The 24,937-nt window shown below is 75.1% G+C and carries 19 protein-coding genes and 1 pseudogene; 10 read left to right on the plus strand and 10 right to left on the minus strand.

Features of this window, described 5'->3' with window-relative positions; all coding sequences use genetic code 11:
* The first annotated feature begins 16 nt into the window (after positions 1 to 16).
* The 4 genes from sigJ to KOV94_RS18575 all read left to right on the plus strand — a co-directional run bounded on the left by sigJ (position 17) and on the right by KOV94_RS18575 (position 4,068).
* Positions 17 to 940 (plus strand): RNA polymerase sigma factor SigJ, encoded by a 924-nt coding sequence (gene sigJ / locus KOV94_RS18560; protein ID WP_124342930.1) that lies wholly within the window; start codon positions 17 to 19, stop codon positions 938 to 940.
* Between the two features lie 55 nt (positions 941 to 995).
* Entirely contained in the window at positions 996 to 2,732 is a 1,737-nt protein-coding gene (locus KOV94_RS18565; RefSeq protein ID WP_218052839.1) for a DUF885 domain-containing protein, read from the plus strand.
* Positions 2,729 to 3,790 carry a hypothetical protein gene (locus tag KOV94_RS18570; RefSeq protein WP_308160653.1) on the plus strand — a complete coding sequence of 354 codons (1,062 nt, stop codon included), beginning with the start codon at positions 2,729 to 2,731 and terminating at the stop codon, positions 3,788 to 3,790. The genes KOV94_RS18565 and KOV94_RS18570 overlap by 4 nt, the downstream gene beginning before the upstream one ends.
* Positions 3,791 to 3,900: 110 nt before the next feature.
* Positions 3,901 to 4,068, plus strand: coding sequence for a hypothetical protein (locus tag KOV94_RS18575; protein ID WP_160142880.1), 168 nt, complete (start codon positions 3,901 to 3,903; stop codon positions 4,066 to 4,068).
* A gap of 5 nt (positions 4,069 to 4,073) precedes the next feature.
* Here the strand turns inward: KOV94_RS18575 and KOV94_RS18580 are convergent, their stop codons facing one another.
* From KOV94_RS18580 to KOV94_RS18595, 4 genes are read right to left on the minus strand one after another with little or no spacing between them, the layout of a single operon-like run.
* Positions 4,074 to 6,809, minus strand: coding sequence for an FtsX-like permease family protein (locus KOV94_RS18580; RefSeq protein WP_218052840.1), 2,736 nt, complete (start codon positions 6,807 to 6,809; stop codon positions 4,074 to 4,076).
* Positions 6,806 to 9,976: an FtsX-like permease family protein gene (locus KOV94_RS18585; RefSeq protein WP_218052841.1), complete on the minus strand. Its 3,171-nt coding sequence runs from the start codon at positions 9,974 to 9,976 to the stop codon at positions 6,806 to 6,808. The genes KOV94_RS18580 and KOV94_RS18585 overlap by 4 nt, the downstream gene beginning before the upstream one ends.
* The gene (locus tag KOV94_RS18590; RefSeq protein ID WP_124344161.1) at positions 9,969 to 10,670 is read right to left on the minus strand and encodes an ABC transporter ATP-binding protein; all 702 of its coding nucleotides are present in this window, start codon (positions 10,668 to 10,670) and stop codon (positions 9,969 to 9,971) included. Before KOV94_RS18590 ends, KOV94_RS18585 begins: the two co-directional genes overlap by 8 nt.
* Positions 10,667 to 11,578 carry an ABC transporter ATP-binding protein gene (locus KOV94_RS18595; RefSeq protein ID WP_218052842.1) on the minus strand — a complete coding sequence of 304 codons (912 nt, stop codon included), beginning with the start codon at positions 11,576 to 11,578 and terminating at the stop codon, positions 10,667 to 10,669. Before KOV94_RS18595 ends, KOV94_RS18590 begins: the two co-directional genes overlap by 4 nt.
* A gap of 337 nt (positions 11,579 to 11,915) precedes the next feature.
* On the opposite strand from KOV94_RS18595, the gene KOV94_RS18600 reads away from it, so the two are divergent.
* Complete coding sequence (locus KOV94_RS18600; RefSeq protein ID WP_124344159.1) at positions 11,916 to 12,101, plus strand: hypothetical protein; 186 nt, start codon at positions 11,916 to 11,918, stop codon at positions 12,099 to 12,101.
* 138 nt (positions 12,102 to 12,239) lie between these two features.
* Entirely contained in the window at positions 12,240 to 13,082 is an 843-nt protein-coding gene (locus KOV94_RS18605; protein WP_124344158.1) for an SDR family oxidoreductase, read from the plus strand.
* A gap of 83 nt (positions 13,083 to 13,165) precedes the next feature.
* On the opposite strand, the gene KOV94_RS18610 is transcribed toward KOV94_RS18605, so the two are convergent.
* Together KOV94_RS18610 and KOV94_RS18615 are read right to left on the minus strand one after the other, a co-directional pair.
* Positions 13,166 to 13,378, minus strand: coding sequence for an alpha/beta fold hydrolase (locus KOV94_RS18610; protein ID WP_218052843.1), 213 nt, complete (start codon positions 13,376 to 13,378; stop codon positions 13,166 to 13,168).
* A 10-nt stretch (positions 13,379 to 13,388) separates the two neighbouring features.
* Complete coding sequence (locus tag KOV94_RS18615) at positions 13,389 to 14,114, minus strand: hypothetical protein (protein WP_218052844.1); 726 nt, start codon at positions 14,112 to 14,114, stop codon at positions 13,389 to 13,391.
* A 197-nt stretch (positions 14,115 to 14,311) separates the two neighbouring features.
* On the opposite strand from KOV94_RS18615, the gene KOV94_RS18620 reads away from it, so the two are divergent.
* The 4 genes from KOV94_RS18620 to KOV94_RS18635 all read left to right on the plus strand — a co-directional run bounded on the left by KOV94_RS18620 (position 14,312) and on the right by KOV94_RS18635 (position 21,272).
* Positions 14,312 to 15,445, plus strand: coding sequence for a hypothetical protein (locus KOV94_RS18620; RefSeq protein WP_218052845.1), 1,134 nt, complete (start codon positions 14,312 to 14,314; stop codon positions 15,443 to 15,445).
* Entirely contained in the window at positions 15,442 to 16,347 is a 906-nt protein-coding gene (locus tag KOV94_RS18625; RefSeq protein WP_124341230.1) for an endonuclease/exonuclease/phosphatase family protein, read from the plus strand. The genes KOV94_RS18620 and KOV94_RS18625 overlap by 4 nt, the downstream gene beginning before the upstream one ends.
* A 311-nt stretch (positions 16,348 to 16,658) precedes the next feature.
* Positions 16,659 to 19,778 carry a hypothetical protein gene (locus KOV94_RS18630; RefSeq protein WP_218052846.1) on the plus strand — a complete coding sequence of 1,040 codons (3,120 nt, stop codon included), beginning with the start codon at positions 16,659 to 16,661 and terminating at the stop codon, positions 19,776 to 19,778.
* 492 nt (positions 19,779 to 20,270) lie between these two features.
* A complete protein-coding gene (locus tag KOV94_RS18635) occupies positions 20,271 to 21,272 on the plus strand; it encodes a DUF4236 domain-containing protein (RefSeq protein ID WP_218052847.1) in 1,002 nt (333 codons plus the stop codon).
* A 154-nt stretch (positions 21,273 to 21,426) separates the two neighbouring features.
* Here the strand turns inward: KOV94_RS18635 and KOV94_RS18640 are convergent, their stop codons facing one another.
* The 4 genes and pseudogenes from KOV94_RS18640 to KOV94_RS18655 form a co-directional block, all read right to left on the minus strand.
* A complete protein-coding gene (locus KOV94_RS18640; protein WP_168676346.1) occupies positions 21,427 to 22,017 on the minus strand; it encodes a hypothetical protein in 591 nt (196 codons plus the stop codon).
* Positions 22,018 to 22,513: 496 nt separating this feature from the next.
* A complete protein-coding gene (locus tag KOV94_RS18645; protein ID WP_218052848.1) occupies positions 22,514 to 23,905 on the minus strand; it encodes a hypothetical protein in 1,392 nt (463 codons plus the stop codon).
* Positions 23,902 to 24,348, minus strand: coding sequence for a hypothetical protein (locus tag KOV94_RS18650; protein WP_218052849.1), 447 nt, complete (start codon positions 24,346 to 24,348; stop codon positions 23,902 to 23,904). Before KOV94_RS18650 ends, KOV94_RS18645 begins: the two co-directional genes overlap by 4 nt.
* Positions 24,349 to 24,631: 283 nt before the next feature.
* Positions 24,632 to 24,937 (minus strand): annotated as a pseudogene (locus KOV94_RS18655) (pyridine nucleotide-disulfide oxidoreductase); the annotation flags it as partial.

The following is a 24,937-nucleotide window of genomic DNA, read 5'->3' on the forward strand; positions in this document are numbered from 1 at the left end:
CCCTAGGGTGAGTCTCGTGCCGCACGACACCGCGCACCCGGAGCCGGGACCCCCGTCCGTCGCGGACGACGACGTCACGGACTTCCTCGACGTCAGGCCGCAGCTGTTCGGCATCGCCTACCGCATGCTCGGCTCGGTCGAGGAGGCCGAGGACGTCGTGCAGGACGCGTGGATCCGCTGGCAGAACACCGACCGGCGCGGCGTGCAGAACCCCGCCGCGTTCCTCACGACGACCACGACGCGGCTCGCGATCAACGCGGCGACGTCCGCGCGCGCCCGCCGCGAGACGTACGTGGGGCCGTGGCTGCCCGAGCCGGTCGACACGAGCGCGGACCCGCTGCTCGGCGCCGTGCGGGCCGAGGCCCTCGACGCCGCGGTGCTCGTGCTGCTCGAGCGGCTCACGCCGACCGAGCGGGCCGCGTACGTGCTGCGCGAGGCGTTCGACTACTCCTACCGGCGGGTCGGGGAGGTGCTCGACGTGACCGAGGCGCACGCGCGGCAGCTCGTCCGGCGGGCGCGCACCGCGCTCGGCTCCGGTCGTCGCGCCCCGGCCGACCCGGCGCGGCGGCGAGAGCTCGTGACCGCGTTCCTCGCGGCCGCACGCGCCGGCAGCGTCGCCGACCTCGAACGCCTCCTCGCCGACGACGTCCACGCGCGCTCCGACGGCGGCGGGGTCGTGCATGCGGCGAAGGTCGAGATCGTGGGTCACGACCGCGTCGTCACGCTCCTCGACAACGTGATGCGCAAGTACTGGAGCGACGTGCTCTTCTCGGAGGTCGAGGTCAACGGCGGGACGGGCGTGCTCGTGCACCGCGCCGACGGCGAGGTCGGCGCGCTCGTCCTGCTCGAGACGTCCGACCGGGGGATCGAGCAGCTCATGCTCGTCCTCAACCCTGAGAAGCTGAGCCGGCACGGGCGGACCGCCGACGTCACCGCGTGAGCGCGGCGTCTCCCGCACGGCGGTCGGGCGACGGCGCGCGGGTTAGCGTGCAGGGATGGTCCCCGCGCAGCCGCCCGTGCCACACCCGACCGACCCGACCGACTCGTCGGTCCGGACCGCACGTCAGGTCGCCGACCGCTGGGTCGACACGCTCGCCGACCTCGACCCGTCGGTCGGCACCGCGCTCGGGACCCGGCCTGACGACCGGCGCATGCCCGACCTGTCGCCGGCGGGCGCACGCGAGCGCGCCGAGGCCGCCCGCGCGGTGCTCACCGAGCTCGACGGCGCGCCGGTTCTCGACGACGACGACCGCCGCTGCGCGACGCTCCTGCGCGAACGCCTCACCGCACGCCTCGCCGAGCACGACACCGGCGAGGACCTCGCCGCGCTGCGGCCGATCGCGTCGCCCGTGCAGACCCTCCAGTCGATCTTCCTGCTCATGCCCACGGCCACCGAGCACGACTGGCACGTCGTCGCGGGTCGGCTGGCGCAGGTCCCCGACGCCGCGGACGGGTTCCGCGCGACGCTCGAGGAAGGGCTGCGTCGGGGTGTGCGGAGCGCACCCCGCCAGGCGGACGCCGTGGTCGGGCAGCTCGGCGAGTGGATCGCGGCGGCCGACGGCCGGGGCTGGCACGCGGGGTTCGCCGACCGGGCCGACGCGGTCGGCGTGCCGACGTCGCTGCGTGGCGAGCTCGACGGGGCCGCGCAGGCCGCCGCCGCGGCCGTGGACCGGTTGCGCCGGTGGATCGCCGACGAGTACCGCCCGGCGGTCGACGACGTGCCCGACGCGGTGGGTCGCGAGCGCTACCTGCTGTCCGCGCGTCTGCACACGGGTGCGGACCTGGACCCGCAGGAGGCGTACGCGTGGGGCTGGGAGGAGCTCGCGCGCATCGAGGCGGACATGGCCGAGGAGGCGGACCGCGTGCTGCCCGGGGCAGGCCCGCAGGAGGCGCTCGCGCACCTCGACGAGCACGGCGAGGCCGTCGAGGGCGTCGAGGAGGTGCGGGCGTGGCTGCAGCGCATGATGGACGACGCGATCGCGGAGCTCGACGGCACGGTCGTGGACGTCGCCGACCCGGTGCGACGCGTCGAGGCGATGATCGCGCCGCCCGGTGCCGCCGCCGCGCCGTACTACACGCGCCCGTCGCTGGACTTCTCGCGTCCGGGACGCACGTGGCTCCCGACGCTGGGTCGTGACCGGTTCCCGACGTGGGACCTCATCAGCACCTGGTACCACGAGGGCGTGCCCGGGCATCACCTGCAGCTCGGCCAGTGGGCGTACCGGGCGGGGGACCTGTCGGTGTTCCAGACGTCGGTCGGGTCGGTGCCCGCGACGACGGAAGGCTGGGCGCTGTACGCGGAGCGGCTCATGGACGAGCTCGGGCACCTGCGCACGCCCGGTGCGCGGCTCGGGTACCTGGACGGGCAGCGGATGCGCGCGGTCCGGGTGGTCGTCGACATCGGCATGCACCTCGGGCTCGCGATCCCGGAGTCGCACGTGTTCCACCCGGGGGAGCGGTGGACGGCCGACCTCGGCGAGGAGTTCTTCCGGCAGCGCAGCGGGTCGCCGGCCGCGTTCGTGCACAGCGAGATCGAGCGGTACCTCGGGTGGCCGGGGCAGGCGATCAGCTACAAGCTCGGCGAGCGTGCGTGGCTGTCCGGGCGTAGCCGCGCGCGCGAGCGGCGGGAGGCGGCGGGGGAGACGTTCGACCTGCGCGCCTGGCACACCGCGGCGCTCGGGCTGGGCTCGCTCGGCCTGGACGACCTCGAACGCGAGCTCGCGGCCCTGTGAGCACCGCGTCGCGCCCCGGCACGTCGTCGCCCGTGCACCTCATGCTGCGGCTCGGGCTGCCGCGCGACCCGCTCGCGACGCGCAACCTCGGCACGTTCCTCGTCGTCACGGCCCTCACGGTGCTCGTCACGCGCGCCCTGCTGGCCGCGTCCGGGTACCCGCAGCTCGGCGGCGGCGGGCTGCACGTCGCGCACGTGCTGTGGGGCGGGCTGCTCATGGCGCTCGCCTTCGTGCTGCTCCTGTCGTTCATGGGGCCGGTGCTGCGGCCGTTCGGGGCGATCGTCGGCGGGATCGGGTTCGGGCTGTTCGTCGACGAGGTCGGCAAGTTCGTCACGTCCGACAACGACTACTTCTACGAGCCGACCGCCGCGATCATCTACGCCACGGTCGTCGCCCTCGGGCTCGTCGCCGAGGCGCTGCACGGGCGCCGTGCGCTCGACCCGCGCGAGGCGCTGGCCGGTGCGGTCGACGACGCGGTCGCGGGAGTCGTCGGCGGGTTCACGGGACACGCCCGCGCGCGGGCCGAGTCCCGTCTCGAGGCGGCCGGGGACGTCGCCGGGGCGAAGGAGACGCGGGCGCTGCTGCGGTCCGTCGTCGACGACCACGAGGAGCTGCCGGACGTCGTCGAGGCCGTCTCGCGCGGTGCCGTGCGCGTCCTGCACCTGCTGGTCCGAGCCCGCTTCGTGCCGCTGCTCGCGGTCGTCCTGCTCGTGGCGACCGCGACCGTGTCCGTCATGCGCGGCCTGCTCGCGTGGGGCGACCTCGGCGGGCTGTGGTGGGTCGCCGCGGGGGCGGTCGTCAGCGGGCTCGTGGGTGCCGCGTTCGCCGTCGTCGGGCTGCTGCAGGTGCGGCACGACGCCGTCGAGGGCTACCGCTGGTTCCGTCGTGCCGTCCTCGTGAGTCTGCTCGTCACGCAGTTCTTCCTGTTCCGGCTGTCCGAGTGGGACGCGAGCTGGGGGCTGCTCGTCGACCTGGTCGTGCTCGGCGTCGTCAGCGCGGAGCTCGAGGTGCTGCGCCGCAACCGCGAGCGGTCGGGACGGACGGACGCCGCCGCCTGACGACCCGAGCGCGGACGGCCCGGGCTGCCGACGGCACGTATCCCTCGTCGTCGACGTCCCTCCTCTCCTGACAGACGCGTCGCCGCGCGCCCTCGAGGGGGAGGTGGGTCATGGAGCTCGTCATCGGCGTCATCGTCGTCGTCGGGATCATCCTGCTGATCGGCCGGCTGGCGGACCGGATCGAGAACCGTTCGTTCGTCGGCTGGCTCGTGCTCTACCTCGTCGGCGGCGGTCTCACCATCATGCTGTTCGCCGGCGCGCGGTCCGTCGGCCCTTGAGGGGGTCAGCGGACGCGCAGGACCTGGCCCAGCCGCTCACGGCGGCGCGTCGAGGACTCGACGGCGACGACGACGAGGACGGTGAGCGCGAGCAGCGCGACCGGCGCCGCCGCCCACCACGCGGGCGCGACGGCGGGATCGTCCGCCTGGCCGGTGACCAGCCGCAGCGCGAGGGGTCCCACGAGCACGCCGACCAGGAGGACGCCGAGCGCGACGCCCCCGACAGCGCCCACGAGGGTCGGCGGGAGCAGCTCGCCCGCCGCGACGCGCGCGGCGGCCCGCCCGCGCAGCCCGAGCACCCGTGCGCTGGCCAGCGACCGGGCCCGACCGGGTGCCGACGCGGCCGCGTCGAGCACGACGACCGTCGCCGCGAGCGCCGCGCACACCAGCGCGACGAGGACGACCAGGCCGACGAGCCCGCTGGTCAGCGGGTCGGACCGCCGGTCGGCGAGCCACTGCGCACGGGACAGGTCGCGAGCCCCGACGGTCGCCGCGGCGGTGTGCGCCGCCGCCGGGGCGCCGGGTCCGACGGCCCACACGGTGTTGCCGTCCGCGACGCCTCGGTCGGCGCCGGCGGGCCGTGCGCCGCTGCGGTTCTCGCGCGCGTCCGCGAGGGCCTCGGCGACCGCGGTGAGTGCGGCGCGGTCGACGACGACCGTCGGCACGCCGGCCTCGGCCTGCGGGGCGGGCAGCGCGGGGGTCTCGCCGACCGGCTGCAGGTCGATCGTCACGTCGCCCCAGCGCAGGGCGGCGTCGGCGTCGAGCAGGGACGCCGTGACGAGCGCGGGGAGCGCCCGCACCCCCGTCCCGGCTCGTGCGGCGTCGGACGCGTCGGCGAGTGCCCCGAGCTGGGGTGCCGGGCCCGTCGGGGTGCGTGCGAGCAGGTCGGCGTAGGGGAGCGGGTCGACCGCGAGGACCCGCACGGTGCCGACCCGGGGGACGCCGAAGAGCTGCGTGTCGTCCTGGACGCGAGCGACGGCGACCGCGTCGACACCGTCGGCGCGGGCCAGCGACTCGGCGACCTGCTCGACCGAGGTGTCCGGTGACGTCGTGCGGACGACGACGTCGGCACCGACCGCGTCCCACGCGCCGTCCTCCTGCCCGGCGCGGGCGGTCCCGGCGAGCGCGGCGCACAGCGCGACGAGGGTCGTGAGCACGACGAGCGCGACGAACGGCATGACCGCACCCGTGGTTCGTGCGCGGGCCATCGCGAGCAGGGGGCCGGCCTTGCGGGACCGTCGTGCGGCGCCGAGCGCCGCGCCGACGAGCGGCGGGACGCCGCGCCAGAGCAGCAGCGCACCGGTCACCGCGACGAGGACGGGTGCCGCGGCGAGCAGCAGGTCGGCCGCGCCGGACAGGGACGCCGCCCCCCGGCGGACCAGCGCGGAGGTCGCCCCGACGGCCACGACCAGCAGCGCCGCCTCGAGCGACACGCGCCGCACGGTGCGGACACGCTGCGCGAGCCGCCGGCGGTGCCGGTCGGTGGGGACGCGGCGCGGCTCGACGTGCCGCGCCGCCACGGTCGCGAACGCCGCGGGCGCGAGCACCCCGACGGCGACGACGCCGACGACCCACGGCCACGTCACGGGTCCGGGCGCCACGACCGCGCCGAGGACGAGCCCGGCCGCCGCGCCGGCGCCGACCACGACGGCGGACTCGGCGGCCGCCGCGCCCGCGACTCCCGCGAGCGAGGTCCCGCGTGCCCGGACGGTTCGCAGGGCGGTCGCGCGACGCCGCGCGAGGAGGTCGCCCGCGACGAGCAGGACCAGCGCGCCACCGGCCGCCAGCCCGGTGAGCACGACGACGGCCTGCGACCAGGTGGCGTCCACGCGCGCCCCGACCTGCGTGAGCAGGAGGTCCAGGCGCGACGTCACCCGGACGTCGGACCCGGGCACGGTGAGGACGTCGGGGGACGCCTCGAGCGCGGCGACCTGGCGCACGAGGTCGCGCGCGGCGGCGTGGTCGAGCGCCTGCGGGTCCACGGCGAGGCGGAACGTGCGCGTCACGCCGTCGGGCTCGAGCGCGGCGCGCGCGGCGGGCAGGGAGGCGGCCGAGAGCAGACCGGCGACGACCGTCGTGCGGGCGTCCTCGCGTCCGTAGGCGCGCGGCCCGAGCAGCTCGGGGCGGGCGGTCCACGCCGCGTCCTGCGGGTCCTGCGCGACGAATACGCCCGTGACCAGCAGGGGGACCGTGGTCCGGTCGGCGGTGGTCGCGGCGACGGTGTCACCCGCTGCGACGCCGAGCACGTCTGCGACCGCCTCGGAGAGGCCCACCTGGACGGCCAGGTCGGGCCCTGGACGACCGGGGGCGACGCCGTCGCGCCACCGGACCGCGGGCTCCTGCCCGGCCCACACGTACGCGAGCCGGAGCAGCCCGCCCGTCGGCAGCCCCGCGGTGCTGAGGTTCAGGTCGGCGCTCGCCGCGGACGCGACGGGCGGGTCGAGGACGGCGCTCAGCGACGCAGGCAGGGCGGCGTCGAGCCCGCGCGCCACGTCGTCGACGCCGATCGTCGTGTCGGTCCCGCCCGCGGTCGCGTCCGACGTGCCCGCTCCGTACCGGCTCGTGACCACGAGGTCGGCGGCCGGGTCGGCCCGCGCGACCGCGGTGCGCACCGCGGTGTCGGCCCGCGCGGTCAGCAGCCGCGGGACGGCGTCGGTCACGGCCACCAGGAGCGCGACCACGACCGCGATGACGAGCAGCGGCCACAGGTCGGCGCGGGCCCGGCGCCATGCCGCGCTCATGCGGCCGGGTCCGTGCGCAGGCGCGCGATCGTGGAGCGTCGCACGGCGCGCGACGCGAGCGGCACGACGACCGCCGCGCACCCGAGCAGCAGCAGCACGAGCGCCGCGGTCTGCGCGGACCACGGCCACTGCGGCGCCGCGGCGGGCACGGGGACGAGGCCCTCGGGCGACACCGCGAGCAGCGGCCCGACGGCCCAGCACGCGAGCAGGCCCAGCAGCGCGCCGAGCAGCAGGGGAGCCGCGACGAGGAAGCCCTGCTCGGCGAGCACCGACGCGAGGACCGTGCGGCGCGGCGCGCCGAGGCCGCGCAGCCGCGCGACGTCGAGCTCGCGCGCCTCGAGCGCGGCCGTCGCGTGCAGCGCGGTCCCCGCGAGCGCGAGCACGAGGGCGGCGACGACCAGGAGCGCCGCGGCGGCCCGCTGCGCGGCACGCAGGGGACCGTCGACGGCCTCGCGCACCACGGTCGCTCGCTCGACGACGGGCGTCATGCCCAGCCCGCCCAGGGTGGCGGCCGCGTCGGCACGGATCTCGCCGCCCACCCACCACGCGTCGGTGAGGGGGGCGAGGTCGCCCACGCTGAGGGCGGCGCGGGACAGGGTGTCCACGTCGGCGAGCAGCGCGGGTCCGCGCGGCTGGGACGGCACGTACGGCGTCACGCGCTGCACGACGGCCTCGACGCGCGTGAGGCCGAGCGACACCTGGACGCCGTCGCCGACGCCGATCCCCAGGTCGTCGGCGAGGGGCTCCGACAGGACGACGGGCACCTCGGTGACGGGTGCGAACGCGAGCGCGGTGAGCGCGCCGTCGGTCCAGTACAGGCCGGGCAGGTCGAGGCTCCCCGCGAAGGTCACGCGCACCCCGTCCGGCACGGCGTCGCCGGTGACGTCCGTGAGGGTCACGACGCCGAAGTCGTCGTGCGGTGGTGCGGCCGCCGACCACGAGCCTCCGGGTGCGGGCGTCGCGGCGCGCAGGGTCACGTCGATCGTGAACCGGGGGGACCGCTGCCGGTCGGGGTCGCTCCCGACGGCCGAGAGGCGTGCGTCGACCGCGACGACGCGGGCGTCGGCCGGGACGTCGACGGGTGTCGTCGTGGTGGTGCCGTCGAGGGTCGCGGTGCCGACGGGGACCGCGGCCCGGGCACCGTCGGCGTCCTGCACGACGAGGGTCAGCGCGGCCTCGACCGTGACGTCGTCCCCGTCGACCTGGCCCGTCACGACGACGTCGGTCCGATCGCCGGCGACCTCGGCCCCGCCCGCGTCGTCGGCCGGCGCGAGCCCGGACGTCGCCTCCTCCCAGCCGCCCGACGGCAGACGACCGCGCAGCAGCGCGTCGGCGTCCCGGGTGTCGACCGCGACGAGCTGCACGGGCTCGTCGCCGCTGTTCGCGCGCGAGCCGAGCACGGTCGGACGGGTCGTCACGGGGCTGACCCACCCTCCGGTGGCGTCCTGCACGACCGCCCCGGAGCCGAGGACGTCTCCCGACGCGGGCACCGACAGGTCCGTCCCGACCCGCGCGGCGGCCTGGTCGCGCTGCGACTGCGTCCACGTCGCGGCGAACCCCACGCCGAACGTCGCGCAGGCGGTCGCGAGCACCAGGAGGAACGCCGCGGCGGCGCCCTGCCGGCGGCGGGCGACGCCCCAGGCGGCGAGCGGCAGCGTGAGGGTGCGGGACGCACCGGCCCGGGCGTCGACCCGACGCGAGAGCAGCGCGAGGGGACGCAGCAGGAGCGCCGACCCCGCCAGGAGGCACACCACGGGGGCCGCGACGAGGACGGGGTCGACCACGGTCCCGGTCGCGACCCGGTGCGCGCGCAGCTGCAGGAACGCGAGGGCGGCGAGCGCGAGCAGCAGCAGGTCCGCACCCGAGCGGGCGACCACGCCGACACGGTCCTCCCGGCCGCGCGGCGACGCGGTGCGCAGCCACGGCAGCACGAGCAGCGCGCCGAGCACGACCGTCACGACGGCGACGCTCGCGACGAGCGGCACGAGGTCACGCTCGGGGACGGCGGTCGGCCCGAGACCGACGGCGTCGGCGAGCGCGCGGTAGAGCACGAGCGCGAGGATCGTCGCGGGGACCACGGCGAGCAGCGCGAGCGCGGCCGCCTCGACCGCGGCCTGCGCGACGAGCCGGCGACGCCCCATGCCGCGCGCGGCGAGCAGCGCCGCCTCGGGTGCGCGGCGCCCGGCGACGAGCCGGGCGGCGAGCGTCACGGTCGTCGCGGCGAGGGCGGCCCCGAGCAGCGCGACGGCGAGCACGCCCGAGCCCGTGACGCGCCCCTGCTCGCGTGCCGCGCCGAGCGTGCGCGCGAACGGCCGGTCCACGACGACGTTCTGCGCGCGTTCCTCGAGCGTGGTCTCGAGCTCGCCGGGCAGCGCGTCGACGGCGGCGCCCGCGCGCGTGAGGTCGACGGCGTCGGCCCGGGCCAGGTCGGGCTGCACGACGAGCGCGACCCGGCGCAGCGGGATCCCGCTGGCGTCGACACCGCCGGGCGCGACGACGAACGGGCCGTAGGCCGCGAGGTGACCGCGGAAGTCGGGGCCGACGCCCGACCCCCGCAGCGGGTCCTCCTGCCAGGACGCGCCCGGACGGGGCGCGAACGCGCCGACGACGGTCACGGCGACCCCGGACCCGCCCGCCTCGGCCGCGAGGGTCGTCGTGCTGCCGACCTCGAGGTCGAGCGCACCGGCCGCCGCGACGGGCAGCGCGGCCTCCCCGGGGGCGGTGGGCCACCGGCCGGCGACGACGGTCCCACGCGCGTCCGGGTCGTCGAGCTCGGCGAGGTAGCCCAGCCGGACCGGGCCGCCGTCCGCGGGCAGGTACTGCATGACGCTCGACGTCCACGTGGTCCGCGTCGTCGGGAGGTCGCCGAACGGTGCCGTGAGCAGCGCGGCCGCCGTGGCGACGGCGTCCGACGCGTCGCGCGCGGTCGCGGCGACGAGCGGGTCCGCATCAGGGTCGTCGGCGTCCTCGGGGAAGCCCAGCGCGACCCCGACCTGCACGTCGGGCGCGGGTGCGTCGGACATCGCGAGCTGCAGCGCACGCTGCGGCGCCGCGGTCGTGAGCAGCACGCACACGCCCACGAGCGCCGACCCCGCGACCATGACGGCGAGGACGGCGGCGAGCACGGCCGCCTGCGCGCGGCCGCGTCGCCAGACGTGCTCACCCACGCGCGTCCGCCTCGACCACCCGGCCGTCGACGAGGTGCAGCGCGCGGTCCGCGAGCGCGATCATCACAGGGTCGTGCGTCGAGACGATCGCGGTCATCCCCTCGGCCTCGACGACGCCGCGGATGAGCGCCATGACGGCCAGGCCGGTCTCGCTGTCGAGCTGTCCGGTGGGCTCGTCGGCGACGAGGAGACGGGGCGAGGAGGCGAGGGCGCGGGCGATGGCGACGCGCTGCTGCTGGCCGCCGGACAGCTCGTCGGGCCGCTGCTCGGCGTGCTCGGCGAGGCCGACGAGCTCGAGGAGCATCGCGACGCGACGCTCGCGCACGTCGACGGGAGCCTCGTGCAGCCGCAGGGGGACGCCGACGTTCTCCGCGGCGGTCAGGGCGGGCATGAGCCCGAACGTCTGGAAGACGAACGCGACCCGGTCGCGGCGCAGCGTGGCCTGACCGTCGTCGTCCAGCCCCGCGACGTCGACACCGTCGACGTGCACGGTGCCCTCGTCGGGGCGGTCGAGGCCGCCGACGAGGTTGAGCAGCGTCGTCTTGCCCGATCCCGAACGTCCGACGAGCGCGACGAGCTCCCCGGGAGCGACGTCGAGGTCGACGCCGCGCAGCGCGTGCACGGCGGACCGACCGCTCCCGAACGTGCGGTGCGCGCCGCGGACCTGGACCGCCGCGCCGGGGGTGGGGCTCACCGGGCACCGCCGTCGCGCCAGACGGCCAGGTGGTCGGCCTCGAGCACGAGGCGCACGCGGCTGGTGAGCGCGAGGGCCTCGCGGTACTCGCGGGGCACCTGCAGCCGGCCCGCGCGGTCCATGACGGCGTACTCCTCGTGCACGACGTCGCCGTCGGTCTCCCGACGCAGGACCTCGCTGCTCGTGCGGCCGTCGCGGATCGCGACGGTCCGCTCGACGAGCGAGCTGACCGCGGGGTCGTGCGTGACGACCACGACGGTGGTGCCCGCATCGTGGTTGACGGTGCGCAGCGTCTCGAAGACCTCCTGCGTGGTGGTCGTGTCGAGCTCGCCCGTGGGCTCGTCGGCGAGCAGGAGCTGCGGTGCGTTCGCGAGGGCCGTGGCGATGGCGACGCGCTGCTGCTCACCGCCCGACATCTCCTGCGGTCGCCGGTCGGCGACGTGACCGACGCCCACGAGGTCGAGCAGCTCGTCGGCGCGGCGGCGCCGCTGCCGGCGGGGGACCGTCGTGATCGGCAGCGTCACGTTCTGTCGCGCGGTCAGGTAGGGCAGGAGGTTGCGGGACGTCTGCTGCCACACGAACCCGACCGTCCGGCGGCGGTAGACGACGCGCTCCCGAGCGGGCATCGCCATGAGGTCCCATTGCCCGACCCGCACGCGGCCGGCGGTCGGCGCGTCCATCCCCGAGAGCACCCCGAGCAGCGTCGACTTGCCCGACCCGCTCGCCCCGACGACCGCGACCATCTCGCCCTCGTGCACGAGCAGGTCGAGCCCTTGCAGCGCCTGCACCTCGACGCTGCCGGACTGGTAGATGCGGACGAGGTTGTCGCACACGACGAGCGCGTCGTGCCCGTACTGCGCCGGGCGCGGGGCGCGGCCGCCCAGGGCTCCGAGCGTGCTCTCGGACACCGGCGGCTCCTCCCGTCATCGCGAACGTCCACCGCGCACAGTAGGCGTGTTCACGCTCACACGGGGCACGGACGCGCGCGTGACCCGCGGACACCTGAGGCCCGCGACGCGCAGGGCCGTCACGGTGCGGTGCGCACGGGCCGCATGCTCGGCGGATGACGTCCGTCCCGACCCCCGGCGGCGCGCGCGCCCCGCAGCGCGGTCTGGCGCCTCGACCCCGACGAGCCCCGGGTGCTGCACGTCGAGGGGGACGTCGACGTGCTCGCCGTCCTCCGCCTCACTGAGGCGCACGGCTCCGACCCGCCTGACGCTGGGACGCGACCTCGCGGCCGCGGGCGTGCGCGAGGCGGACCTCACGCGCGCGACGTTCGTCGACTCGTCGGTCGTCGCGCTCCTGCTCGCCGTGTCGTCCCACCAGCCGCACGGGCGCCTGCGCGGTGCGAGCGGCAGCCCGCTCATGGCGCTCGAGGCGTCCCGGGTCCAGCCGATGTTCGACCTGGTCGACGTCGGCCCCGCGCTCTGAGCGACCGTCCGACCCTGGCCGACACCTGCCGACACCGTCGGGAGCGGGCGTCGCGGGGCGTCGCGCCCTGGTTCCCGTGCGGGATGCGCCGCTAGCGTGGCGACCACCGAGGTCCACGCCGAGCGGGAAGGGCCGCCCATGCGATCCGTGCTCGTCACGGGCGCGTCGACCGGTATCGGCCGCGCGACCACTGCGGCGCTCGTCGCCGCGCGCTTCCACGTCTGGGCGACCGTCCGCCGGCCCGACGACGCCGCGAGCCTACGGGCCGACCACGGCGACGCCGTCACCCCGCTCCTCCTCGACATCACCGACGACGACGCGGTGCGTGCCGCGGGCAACGAGGTCCGCGCCGCCGGACCGCTGTACGCCCTCGTCAACAACGCCGGTGCCGCGCTTCCCGGGCCGCTCGAGCACCTGCCGCTCGACGTGCTCCGCCGCCAGCTCGAGGTCAACCTCGTCGCCCAGCTGGGGGTGACGCAGGCGATGCTGCCCGCGCTCCGCGCGAGCCGGGACATCGGGCAGGACGCACGGATCGTCATGATCGGCTCGATCGGGGGGCGGATCGCCGGGCCCGTGCTGGGCGCGTACAGCGCGGCGAAGTTCGGCCTCGTCGGCCTGACCGGGTCGCTGCGCGCCGAGCTCGCACCGTCGGGCATCCGGGTGCTGCTCGTCGAGCCGGGAGCGATCGCGACGCCGATCTGGTCGCGCGGCGCGTCCGCGGGCCAGGAGGTCGCCGACGGGATGCCGCCCGAGGCGCTCGCGCGCTACCGCGCCCAGATCGACCACGCGCTGGAGAACGCACGCCGCAGCGCGGTCCGCGGCGCCCCGCCGGAGCGGGTCGCGGACGTCGTCGTGCGCGCGCTCCTCGACCGGAACCCGGCACCGCGCCGCGTGGTCGGCCGGGACGCCCGGATCGCCGCCGCGATGGTGCGGGTGCTGCCGCACCGCGCGGTCGCCCGCCTCACCGCGGCGCGGCGCTGAGCGCGCCCGCCTTGAAGCGGCGGACCGCCCTCGCGCACGACGGACGCACGCCGCGCCATGCCACGGACGGCTGCCGCGACGCGCTACCGCGGCGTCCGCGGCCGTCCGACCAGGAGGTCCAGGGCAGCACGGCTCACCGCGGCGGGATCGCGCCAGATCACGAAGTGGTCGCAGTCGAGCAGCCGGACGTCGGCCACCCGGTCCGCCGCCAGGCGCTGCTCGGCCTCGGCCGTCAGGACGTCCTGCCGGCCGAGGAGCACGGTCGTCGGCGTGCCGGCCGCCCGCGTCGGGTCCACGTCCGGCCGTTCAGTGCCGGTGCCCCCGCAGCACCGTCAGGACGTACGTCACGTCGACCGAGAAGCTGCCGACCGGGGGAGCGGCGTCCACCGCGCCCTCGATGCGCACGGTGTGCGCGCCGGGCCGGAGCGGTCGCAGCGTCACGTAGTACCCGGCGTCGACCGTCGGGGAGACGACCGTCCCGGCGGGGGCGCCGAAGACGTTGCCGTCCGGCAGCGTCACCGAGAACACCACCGAGTCCTCGTACCGGATCCGCGACGCCGGCAGCGCCGTGCCGTCGACCGTCACGCGCAGGTCGTGCGCACCGGCGCGCAGTCCCGCGACCTGCTCCCGCACGAACGCGACCGTGCTCTGCTCGGGCGGGTCGCCCGGCGTCGCGCCGTAGAACGCGTTGACCACGGGGAAGACGAGCGTCGTCCCCGCAGGGACCGTGCACGTCCGCGTGATCGGCCCGCCGGTGTACCCCGCGAGGAACCACGTGCGGCCGCGCTGACCCTCGTCGCAGAACGCACCGGTGGTGTCGAACAGGGGGCTGGTCGCCGCCGGCTGGGTGAGACCCCACTGCCAGAACCGGGCCCCGGTCGTCCCGTACCGCGCGGCGTGGCCGTGGTGGCCGCCGTCCGTCGCCGTGGCCGTCGCCGCGCCGGCGGGCGCGACGAGCACGAGCAGGACGAGCGCGAGCACCACGCGCAGCCGCCCGCGGGGACCGGGACCGTGCGGTCGTGTCGTGCGCATGAGGAGCACCTCCGAGGGTCGCGTCGTCGGGACCATCGCCTGGTGCCAGGCTTCTCGCGGCGCGGGACGTCGTCAAGGGGCGCCGAGAGGACGTTCAGGGACGCGCGACGAGCGACCCGGCCCTCGGGGGCGGGTCACCGCACGGCGGGAGGTGCCCTGATTGTCAGCATGCTGCGCGCGCTCGTACTGTCGGCTCCATGGACGGCGGAGTGCCGGCACGGCGTCCAGGACCCGGGCGGCGGCTGCGCGCGGGCGCGTCGCTCCTGGGCGTGGCGACGCTGCTCGTGGCCTGCGCGACGCCCGTCGAGCCGGTGGCCTCGCGTCCCACCGGTGCGGCACGCCTCGACGGGACGCCGTTCGCCGGCCTCTCCGCGTGCGGCAGCCGGCCGTTCGTCGCCGTCGTCCGGGGATTCACGACCGCGGGCGAGTCGGCGGAGGGACCCGGCTCGTCGCCGTCGTCCGACATCCTCGGGGTCCGACAGGACGGCTCGGTGACGCCGGTGACGAACGACCTCGGCTCCTACGCGTTCGGCCTCGCCGACGACGGCGCGACCGTCTACGCGTCGCCGACGCCCGACGTCGCACCGGCCGCGCGTGCCGCTCCCGCCGACGGCGTGCTGGCGATCGACCTGGCCACGGGGCGGCGGACGCCCGTGCTGCAGGCGACGGACGTGGGCGAGGTCGCACCCGCCCCGGACGGGTCCACGCTCGCCCTCACGCTGCCCCCGGCCGACGTGCCGCCGGACACGGGGACGTCGAGCCCCGCCCTCGTGGACCTGCCCGCGGCGGCGAACCCGCGCCGCCTGGCGCCGCCGGCGACGAGCCGGGCGGCGACCGTCGCGACGGCGTCCCGTGACCTCACGTGGAGCCCGGACGCGACGCGGCTCGCGTTCGTGGTCACCCTGCCCGACGCCGCACAGGAGGTCCGCGTGACCGACACGACGTCCGGCGCGACCACGACACTGCACCACGTCGACGCTACCGTGGCGCTGCAGTCCCTGGACTGGTCGCCCGACGGGACCGCACTGCTGGCCGCCGAGGGGCGCGCGCCCTCGGCGTCGGGCCGGTCCCGCGACCGGGCCGTCGAGATCGACGCGACCACGGGACGCGCGACGGTCGTGCTGCGGGGCGTCGGCGGCGACCTCGCCTACTCGGCCGCCGACGGCTCCCACGTCACGGCGATCGACAACGGCGGGTCCGTGCCGGTCGCCCGCACGTGGGCGCGCGACGCGGGCGGGCGGTTCGTCCTGACGGCGTCGGCCGCGATCGGCGCCGCCGCGGAGCTCGTCGCCGCCGACCGCATCGACATCCCTCGGTGCGCGATGCGATGAACGCCCGACGCCGGCGCTCACGGCACCTCACCGCGCTCCTGGCGCTCCTCGCGCTGGCGGCCGGGTCGCTCGCCGTCGGCTCGGCCGCGGACGCCGCGACCGTGCGGACGAAGGTCTTCGAGCTCAACGCGTGCGACCAGTTCGGGCGTGACCCCGCCTGCGACTCGACCGCCGCGCAACGCGCGGACGTCGTCGCGAGCAGCGTGCTCACCGCCGGCAGCGATGTCGTGACGTTGCAGGAGGTGTGCCGCTACACCTACGACCGGCTGCTCCAACGGCTCGGCACCGCCTGGCACGGCACGTTCTTCCCGACGGTCACGATCGGCGACGACCGCTGCGCACCGGGCGCGCGCAGCTGGGGGGTTGCGCTGCTCGTCCGCGCCGCCGCGCCCACGAACGTGACCGCGACCCTGCTGCCGAACCCGCTCGGCGAGAGCGAGCGGCGGTACCTGCTGTGCGGCGACGTCGTCCTCGGCACCGCGGTGCGGGTCTGCAGCTCGCACTTCTCCGTGCAGAGCGCCGCGTCGGCCGAGCAGGTGACCGCGGTCGGCAGCCGCCTCGCGACGCACGCGTCCGGCGGCGGTGCCGCGATCCTCGGCGTCGACGCGAACATCGACGTCCGCGCCTGCGCCGCCGCCGCGGCGCTCCGGCCCCTCTACTCGAGCACGTTCGGCGGGACGTCGACCACCGGCTGCCAGACGGGCACCGGCGTCATGGTCGAGGCCGACCAGGCGCGCACGGGCGGGGACGGCACCTACGACGCGCCCACGTGCGGCACCCGCAAGTGCGACTACGTGTTCTTCACCAGGAACCGCTGGGCCGCCGACCACCGCGGCGTGACGACGTCCCTGTGGGTGTCCGACCACCGCGTGCTGCGCGGCCAGGCGACGCTGTCCTGGTAGGCCCGGGGTCCGGGCGAGGCTCGGTCCGTGACGGCCGCATGGCGACCGTCGTCGCGTCGGAAGACCGCGCCCGGGCGCGGGCCTCACGGCACCAGCACGACGGTTCTGCCCGCTCGGGCAACGTGCATGCGCGGTCCGCTGCGCGCGCGACCTGGACGCTCCCGCCGTCGCGCGCCGTGATGGTCCTCGAGGACCCAGGAGGGGGAGTGCCGGTCCACGAGCGCGGTGACCAGGGTGCGAAGCGCACGGAGGGCGCGACACCCGCGAAGCGGGCGACGCGCCGCCCGAGAGCGCCGTCGAGGGCTCTGTCGTTGCTGCGGCCCGAGGACGTCGTCGACCTTCAGCGGGGCGCCGGCAACCGCGCTGTCGCGACGCACGTCCAGCGCGAGCTCGACCCCGGGTCGCTCGCCGGTGTGCACGCGCGCGAGCCGATCCCGCAGGGTGGACCGGACATCCGGCCCGCGCTGCAGGCCAGGTACCCGGCCCTGCTCGGCGCCTTGACGGGCGAGCAGCTCGAGCGGTGGCAGAAGGTCGTCGACCACGACACGATCGCGTGGCACGTCGACGCGCGGCTGCGGCGGCTGTGGGACGACTTCGCGTACTACGGCGCGGTGCGTGAGCAGCACCCGGAGTACCTGAAGGAACGGCGGCGGCTGCTGCGTGCGGTGCCGCCGAAGCCCGACGAGCGCCTGTCGGTCGACGTGCGGCTGCTGCTCGCCGACGACGTGCGACAGCCGCCCGAGTGGGACGTCAAGGCGGAGACCGAGTTCCGGCAGTGGGCCGTCGACCAGATCACCAGGGAACCGCTCGAGCTGAACCTGCGCCCGGCGCCCGGGGAGGCGCTGGGGCAGCACCCGATGCCGGGGATCGTCCACAAGACGAAGGGCTTCGTGACGGCGGACGACCTGCGCAACGACTACCCGGAGGAGTACGCGAGGCGCGTCTCGGACCGGGAGGAGCTCGCGAAGCTGCGCGAGGCGCTCCGGGAGACGACCGAGGTGTGGCACGAGCTGCAGCCGATGCACGTCGAGCGGAGCGCCATCAACGCGCGGAGGATCGGGTTCGGCGCGATCCGGCACATCTCCGAGGCGCTCGGGGAGGGCAGCCAGGCGTACCCGTCGCTGCGCATCTGGGACCAGCCGCGCCGGCTCATCGAGCAGGCGTGGCCGCTGCTGCGGGAGCGCAGGTACGAGCTCGTGGTGCCGCTCATCGCCATGGCCGAGCAGTCGACCGCCGACGCGGCCACCCGGTTCTCGGCGTACGAGAACCGCGTCATGACGGGCGCGGGCACCGCCGTGAAGTGGCTCAACCGGCTCAAGACGACCGGGACGATCGCCGCGGGGATCGCCTCCGGCGGGCTCGGTCTGACGGGGTCGGCCCTCGTCGCCGGCGGGTACACGCTCACGCAGGAGGGGCTGGGCCGGGCCGCAGAGATGCACTACGGCCAGCGCAAGGACCTCGGGCTCGCGAGCCTCGTGCAGGCCGCCGGCGTGAGCGCCGTCATGACCTACCTCGGTGGCGCGCTGCAGGCCCGGTTCCAGGTCGCGATCAAGGCGCGCATCGACCGGATCCCCGACCTCGCGGGCACGAGGCTCGCCGAGCTCACCGCGAGCGCGATGGCGGCCGGCACCTCGTCGGTCTACATGACGGCGACCGAGACCGCGCTGAAGGCCGTCGTCGAGGGCAAGGCCCTGCCGAAGAACGCGAGCCAGCTCGCCGACCTCATCGTCGACGGTGTCGTCGAGAACGTCGCCATGGACCTCGGCCTGGCGCGCGTGAACAGCCGCGTGGCGAAGGAGTACGAGGCCTGGCGGGGCGGCTCGCGCGGGCCCGCGGTCACGGTGCCCGCGCCGACGGGTCGGGGTGTCGCGGGCGACGTCGCGCACGGCACACCCCGGGTCGACGCCCCGGGCACGGCCGGCACCGGCAACGGGAAGGTCCCGGCCGGCAGGCTCTCCGACGTCGCCGTGCGCTCGCTCCTGACCGAGGCCGGCGGGTGGCAGCGGCTCCACGCCGAGCTGCAGGGCGGGACGGGCCTCGGTGCGACGCTGCCGCTCCCGGAACGGCAGGCGCTCATCGCACGGTTCGAGGCGCATCGCGAGGGCCTCGCGCGCAACGCCGGCACGGTGTTCGACGGCACGGTCCTGATCGTCGAGACCGGCGCCGGCCGCCAGGTCGAGGTGCACTTCGCGGGCGACGACGCCGCGCAGCACGTGCAGGACGCGACCGAGTACCTCGACGCGAAGTCGCCCGGCTGGGCGAAGCAGACCGACGTGCGGCTCGTGGCCGACCCGGCGTCGACCAAGGCGCCCACGGCCACGACGAGCGGGCCGGGCGCGAAGGACGCCGCCCAGATCGTCGAGCGCCTCAGCCCGGAGGCGCGAGCGCTCGCCGCGGAGTTCGTCGCCGCCTACGACCGCTACCTCACGATGGATGCCCACGCGCGGTTCGACGTCCTGCTCGAGATCGCGAACCGGCGGCTCGTGGCCGCGGGTGCGCCGCCGCTCATCCCGAGCCACATCCACAACCCGAGGCCCGAGCAGTACGGCCGGCAGCCCGCCAGGGTGTGGGAGCTCCAGATCAACCTCAACCTGGTCTCGCAGAAGCGCCCGACGCCTCTTGAGTTCGCGGCCGCGTGCGACACGATCGCGCACGAGACGCGGCACGCGCTCCAGTGGTTCCGCATGGCCCGGCTGCACATCGAGCGCACGCTGCCGGGAGCGACGTACGCGCAGGTGCAGCACGCGTCCGCCCAGGGGGACCCGGTGCTCAGCCGGTTCGACCCGCAGACCGTGAAGGCCGCGTGGGAGGCGCAGACCGGCGGCCGGGCAGCGGAGTCGTTCACGGCGGGGCAGCTGCACCACCAGGAGGCGTCGGCGTTCTACGACAGCGTGTTCGGCCACAACCGGGCGCACCGCGACGACGTCTACACGATGCTCGACACGCGCGTGAACGAGGTCGACGTCGCGCTGCGGCGCCTGCGGCTCATGGAGGAGATGCGCCTGCCGGAGAACGACCAGCGCTTCGTCGAGGCACGGGACCGCTACCGGGAGGCCGTGGCGGCGCAGAGCAAGGCGCACGACGACTACGAGATGCTCATCGAGGAGATCGACGCCCGCACGCACGGCCAGGACGTCGCCGCCGCCGTGCTCCTCGACGCCCGCATGCTGCCGCACCTGCGTGAGGCCACACGCACCGCCTACCGCGCCTTCCAGGACGCCGACCGCGCGACCCTCAACGTCGCCCGCGTCGGACGGGGAGCCCGAGCGGACGCGCGGGCGACGGCGTTCCGCCGCTACGAGCAGGCCGTGGAGGCGCTGCACCGGCTCGAGAAGCGCATCGAGGCGGACGCGGACGCGGCCGCGCGTGCCGGCGGTGGCGGAGGTGCCGGCGGGACGTCCGGGGGTGGGCCTGGCTCCACACCACCGTGATCGTCGGCGGGGCGCAGTCCGTGGTGCTGCGCGCGGGCCGCGACGCTGACGCGCGCGCGACGGTGCTCGTGGGCCGGAGACTCGGGACGGACCATGTCCGGAGACGACTCAGGCCTGGTGAGACACCGTCTCACCAGGCCTGATCGGTCGGGCTGACAGGATTTGAACCTGCGACCCCTTGAAGCATCCAGGCGTCGCCGGTTGGATCTGCTGTCGTCTTGCACCAGTCAGCGAAACAGCGCGTGGTCTGCGAACTGATGAGGCCGGTGCCTCATCGAGGCCGTGCAGCGATCAGCACCTACGACCGCTGTCATTCAGTGAATCCGTGGGGAAAACGCGGGCGTCGAGTGGGGGGCCCGGGCCCGCCCGCGAGCCCTGAACCAGCATGCACCCGCAGGCAACCGAGTGCTTCGGTCTTCACCCGGCCGCCCGGTTCCGAACGGCTCACGGTCGCGCGCCGTCGGAGTAACTTCCGACCAAAGGAGGGCGAGCATGGGCTTTCGCGTCCGCAAGTCGTTCAAGGTGATGCCCGGCGTACGGATGACTGTCACGCCACGAGGCGTCTCCACATCGGTCGGGGTCAACGGCGCGCGCGTTCGAGCGCATTCGTCGGGCCGGGTGACGGGCACAGTCGGCATCCCGGGATCCGGGGTCTCGTATACGACCTCTGCGGGCGGCGCGAGCCGAGCCCGCACTGGTGCTCCACCCCGTGCGGTCGCCCCGGTGTCGGCACCGAAGCCTGGGATGCTGGCGCCGAGGTGGGAGAAGGCCCTGCACGCTGCGGCGGTGCTCCAGCGCGATCCCGGCGCTGTGCAGAGAGTGGCCGCTGGCCATTCCGAGGCGCAGCGGACTGCTGCTCTGCTTGAGGCCCTCCTGGGTGCGTTGCCGAGCAACGATGTCGCCCGTGTTCAAGAGCTCCTCGGCTGGCTCTGGCGCGAGGGGTACGAGCCCGCGACAGACCCGTTCCTGTCCCGGTATCTCCCTCAGGCGGCGCTCGCCCTGGAGATCACACCGGAGATCAGCGTTGAGCTCCCTCTGACACGGGACACCATCGGCCTGACGCTCGCTGAGGCGCTGCAGTCTGCCGGCGATGTACGCGGCGCATCCGACATCGTCGAAGAGGTGACGCCCTCCACGGTTGCCGCTGTGTCGTTGGCCGAGCTCTACGCCGAGCAGGCGCGCTGGGCAGATGTGATCGCACTGACCGACGGGGTTGCGAACGAGGACGAGGCGTCAATGTACCTGCTCGTCCAGCGAGCAGTGGCGCTGCGTTCAACGGGCAACCCGGGTGCGGCGCGGGAAGCGCTGAAGGAGGCGCTCCGGCTTCGTTCGAGGCCTGCCCAGTTGCGGCACCGGGCCCTCGTCGAGCGGGCCTACACCTACCTGGCGGAGAACAAGCGGGCGATGGCTCGCAAGGACCTCGAGAAGGTTCTCGCCGAAGATTCGTCCTACCCCGGTCTGGCAGAGGCGATGGCTGAACTGCCTCGAGAGTGACGCGAGCGACGAGGTACTCGTGACGGGTACGAGATCGGAGAGCTAGACGCCGTGCCAGAGGCGCGCACGGCGAGCGCCTGGACTTGATGAGATGCGGATGCGCTCGGTCACGCGGCGGCGTTCCGTGCGGAGGACCACATGCAACGACGTCGTCTCACGTTGATCGGAACATCTTGGCGAGCGAGGCGGCCAAGCCCTGGTGCGACGCGTCCGCTGTCTCGTCGGGGTCCGGCTTGAGGAGCTCCTCCCGACGCCGGGCGTATGCCTCCGCCCGAGCCTCCCACGTCGGCGCGTGCACATGCAGCGAGGCGAGTGTCGGTCCTGCGACGAGCACCAGGATCCCGATCACGAGCGCGACTCCGATGGCCCAGGCGATCGCAGCACCGACGACGGTCGGCCACGCACTCGACGAGCGCGTTGCGGATGCCCACCCTCCTATCAGCAGTCCCAGCAATGCGCCGACCGAGCCGCTGAGGAGCCACATCGCGAACTGGCCACGAGTCGAGTGCTGGGCGGCGATGGCGCGAGCGCGTCGTTCCCAAATGAGCGCCTCGTCGGGCTGCGTCACGGTGGCGGGCGCCGGGAAGTCAAGTACGGACTGCTTCCGCAGCCATCGGCGAATCGTGAACTTCCACGGGCCAGCGAAGCCACTCAGATGATCGGCGGCGAGCGGAAGGTCGGCCCACCGGTGCAGTCGGTCCAGCACAGCGGCGTTCGGCGGCTCGGGTTCGATCGGGGCGTTCACAGGGGGATGCTCGCATGCCCCTCCGACGCCCCGAGCGATACGAGGCGGAAAGCGACCACGCCGATCGCCAGCGTTTGGCCACGCGCAGCCGTTCCGCGTCTGAGCGGTCGGGCGGTACCACTAGCGCGCGTGGGATAGAACGTGTGTTCGATATGCTGCGTTGGTGAGCGTTGGTCGAGACCCGCGGACGGTCGTGAACCGCGAGGTTCCGCGGGATGTGCCTTCAAGGCCACAAGGAGACATCCCGGTCGTCGCTCACGTGGTCTGGTCCGACGGCACCGACGAGTGGCGTGCGGCGAGGGCGGTGCGGTGGACGAAGACGCACGTGATGGTCGCGTGGCTGGAGTCGACGCCCGGCCCGCGCTCCGAGCGATACGAATGGCTGAGGGCGGCGGATGTGGCTCGCAGCGTGAGCTGGTTCGTCACGCCGCCGGTTGCAAGCGGACCGTCGTAGTTGCCCGCCCGCCGGGGCTCAGCAGCATGCCGCCTCGGCAAGCTAGGGCAGCGCGATCGCCATCGGTTGCGCGTGCTCGCCCCAGCTGTCGCGACTTGATGACGCGAGGCTCGAGGCCGGCGCCCGTCGGAATGAGGGCTGAACCGCCGTCGCGACAGCGGCGCTGAAGCGAGAGAGCGTGCCGTCGACGTGGTCTCGCGGGGCGCGGGCGAGGGTGGTACCTCCGACGAGCTTGGCTTCCGCGAGGGATGCATCCTCGCTGAGTGCCTCTCCCGAGAGGCTTCTGACGTCGACCCAGAGATGTCCTGCTTGCGCGAGCCGATTGAAGGAGGCGGAGCACCACGAGGCGCTCTCGGCCAGTGCGGCGCAGCCCGCGTGGAGGGTCCCGCCGAGAGCCCGTTCGGCGGGCCGGGCCGACAGTCCGCGGTCGCCGTTCACCCTGCCGCGCGGCACGAGGGCGGTGAGCAGACGACGAACGGCCACCAAGTCACTGTGGACGTCTTGCGACCGCGGCGCCGTGTCGGCGTACGTCCTCAGGTCGGTGAGCAGCTCTAGCCAAGCCCGCGCACGGCCGACCTGGAGGTCGCCGGCCGGCAGGGCGTGCGCGTGCAGGTCGAGCCCGTGGAACGCGGCGGTGTGCACCGACAAGTGGAGCCCGACCTGGGCGACGTCGACGAGGGTGGCGGTCGAGTAGTCCGGGTGCTGGCGCAGGTCCCAGGCGGCGCGGCGGATCCGAGCGACGCGCTCGGCGAGCTCGTCGACGGCTGTGGCGGCTCGGATGGTCGTGCTCGCAGGCGAGAGGCCGTCGAGCTCTGTCGTCGTCGCTCCCGTCACCTCCGCGGTGCGCACGACGTCCAAGGCTGCTCGATGCGCCCGGTCGGCCGGCGGCAGCCAACGACCGATCTGGCTCCATCGCAGCCCAGCCTGCCCGGCTCGGAGGGCCAGGGCGTCCTGGGTCGCGAGCAGTGTCGCGGTCATACCACCGAGACGACCGAGTGCGCCTTGGCGGGCGACGTCGTCCCAGACGAGGGCGGCATCGGGAGTCCATCCGCTGCCATCGATCGTCACGTGCGAGGCGATCAGGTCGGAGGCCGCGCGGATGTGCGTGCGTGCGACAGCCCAGGCGTGCTGTCGTCTAGGACCCCCGTCGGTGATCGGAGCGTCGCCGGGTGCCGGCGGCAGTGCGTCGACCATGGTGAGGGCCGCGGCTTCGACGGGGTGAGGATGAGCTGACGCCCTGACGCCGGCGACGCGGGCAGGGGAGATCAGCGCCCAGGCGTGGCGCCGTGCGGCGTCGAGAAGATCGAGGTAGGCGGCGACAGTCAGACTCGCGTCTTCCTTGCCGTCGAACCGGTGGCCCTCGACCTGGCGCCGACCCTCGGCGAGATGCGCAGCGGCAGCGTCCATGAGCGCGCCGTAGGTCGCGGCGTTCATGCCCGGCACCGCCGGAACTCGTCCTGCGCGCTGACGATGCGTCGGAATGCTCGGCCGAGCGTGCTGAGCTCGTCCTGCTCGCAGTTGTCCCCGCCGGCGGCGAGAAGCCGCCGAGCTGCCTCCTCGACGAGCTCTTCGAGCACGCGGCGCGCGTCTGCTGTGTCGTCGTCGGGGTACAGCGCGGGGAGCGGGTGGTGTGACGAGTCGCTCCTCAGGGAGGGCCGTGCCCACTCGAGCTCTTCGCGAGCCTCGCCGAGGTCGAGCGCAGCGAACGTCAGGTCAACGCTCGAACCGAGTGGCGCGCTGAGGCTCAGTCGAATGGCGGCGTGCCCCGCGAGGTCGAGCAGGGCCCAGAGGCTGAGCCAGCCTGCGTCACGACTCTCGATGAGTCGCTGAGCCGGTTCGCGCCACGACGACGTCATCTCGACCACCTCCACGGGCATGGCCGGTCCACGCCCACGACGACGGTCGGGCCAGCGTCTGCTCGGCCGCAGTCACGTGATGGGCACTTGTGGACCGACGCGTCGTCACGTGCTGGTGTGCACGGCGGTCAGCCAGACGCGACGCAGATCGCGTGCCGGCGCCGATCCGGCGTGATCAGTCTCGGAAGGGAAGTGCCTCCGCAGCGCCCAGGAGCAAGTCGGGGTGCAACGGCGACGCCGTGCGGGCCTCGATCGCTGCTTCACCTGGTCGAACGCCGCGCGACGCGCCCCCCAGCCGGTCGCTTCACCTGGCGCCGGCTTCCCGTCGCGGGGCTGTTCCGCGGGCTGCTGCAAGCATCTCGTGTCGCGGGACGACCTTCACGCGCTCACGGCCCTGCGGTGCTCCCAGTGCTCGCTCGTACGCGTCGAGCAGCAGCCACCCGGACCACTCGACGGGCTCGACACCTCGCTCGACGAGCCACTCCGTCACGGCGTCGGGCTCAGGCGACGCGGCCTGCTCGAGCCCGGAGGCATCCTCGAGCAGCCGCGCGATCGTTCCCGACGCGTCGGACTTGGTGTGGCCGATGAGGCCGACCGGGCCGCGCTTGAT

This window comes from Cellulomonas algicola (assembly GCF_019024305.1).
Taxonomy (GTDB): Bacteria; Actinomycetota; Actinomycetes; order Actinomycetales; family Cellulomonadaceae; genus Cellulomonas; species Cellulomonas algicola.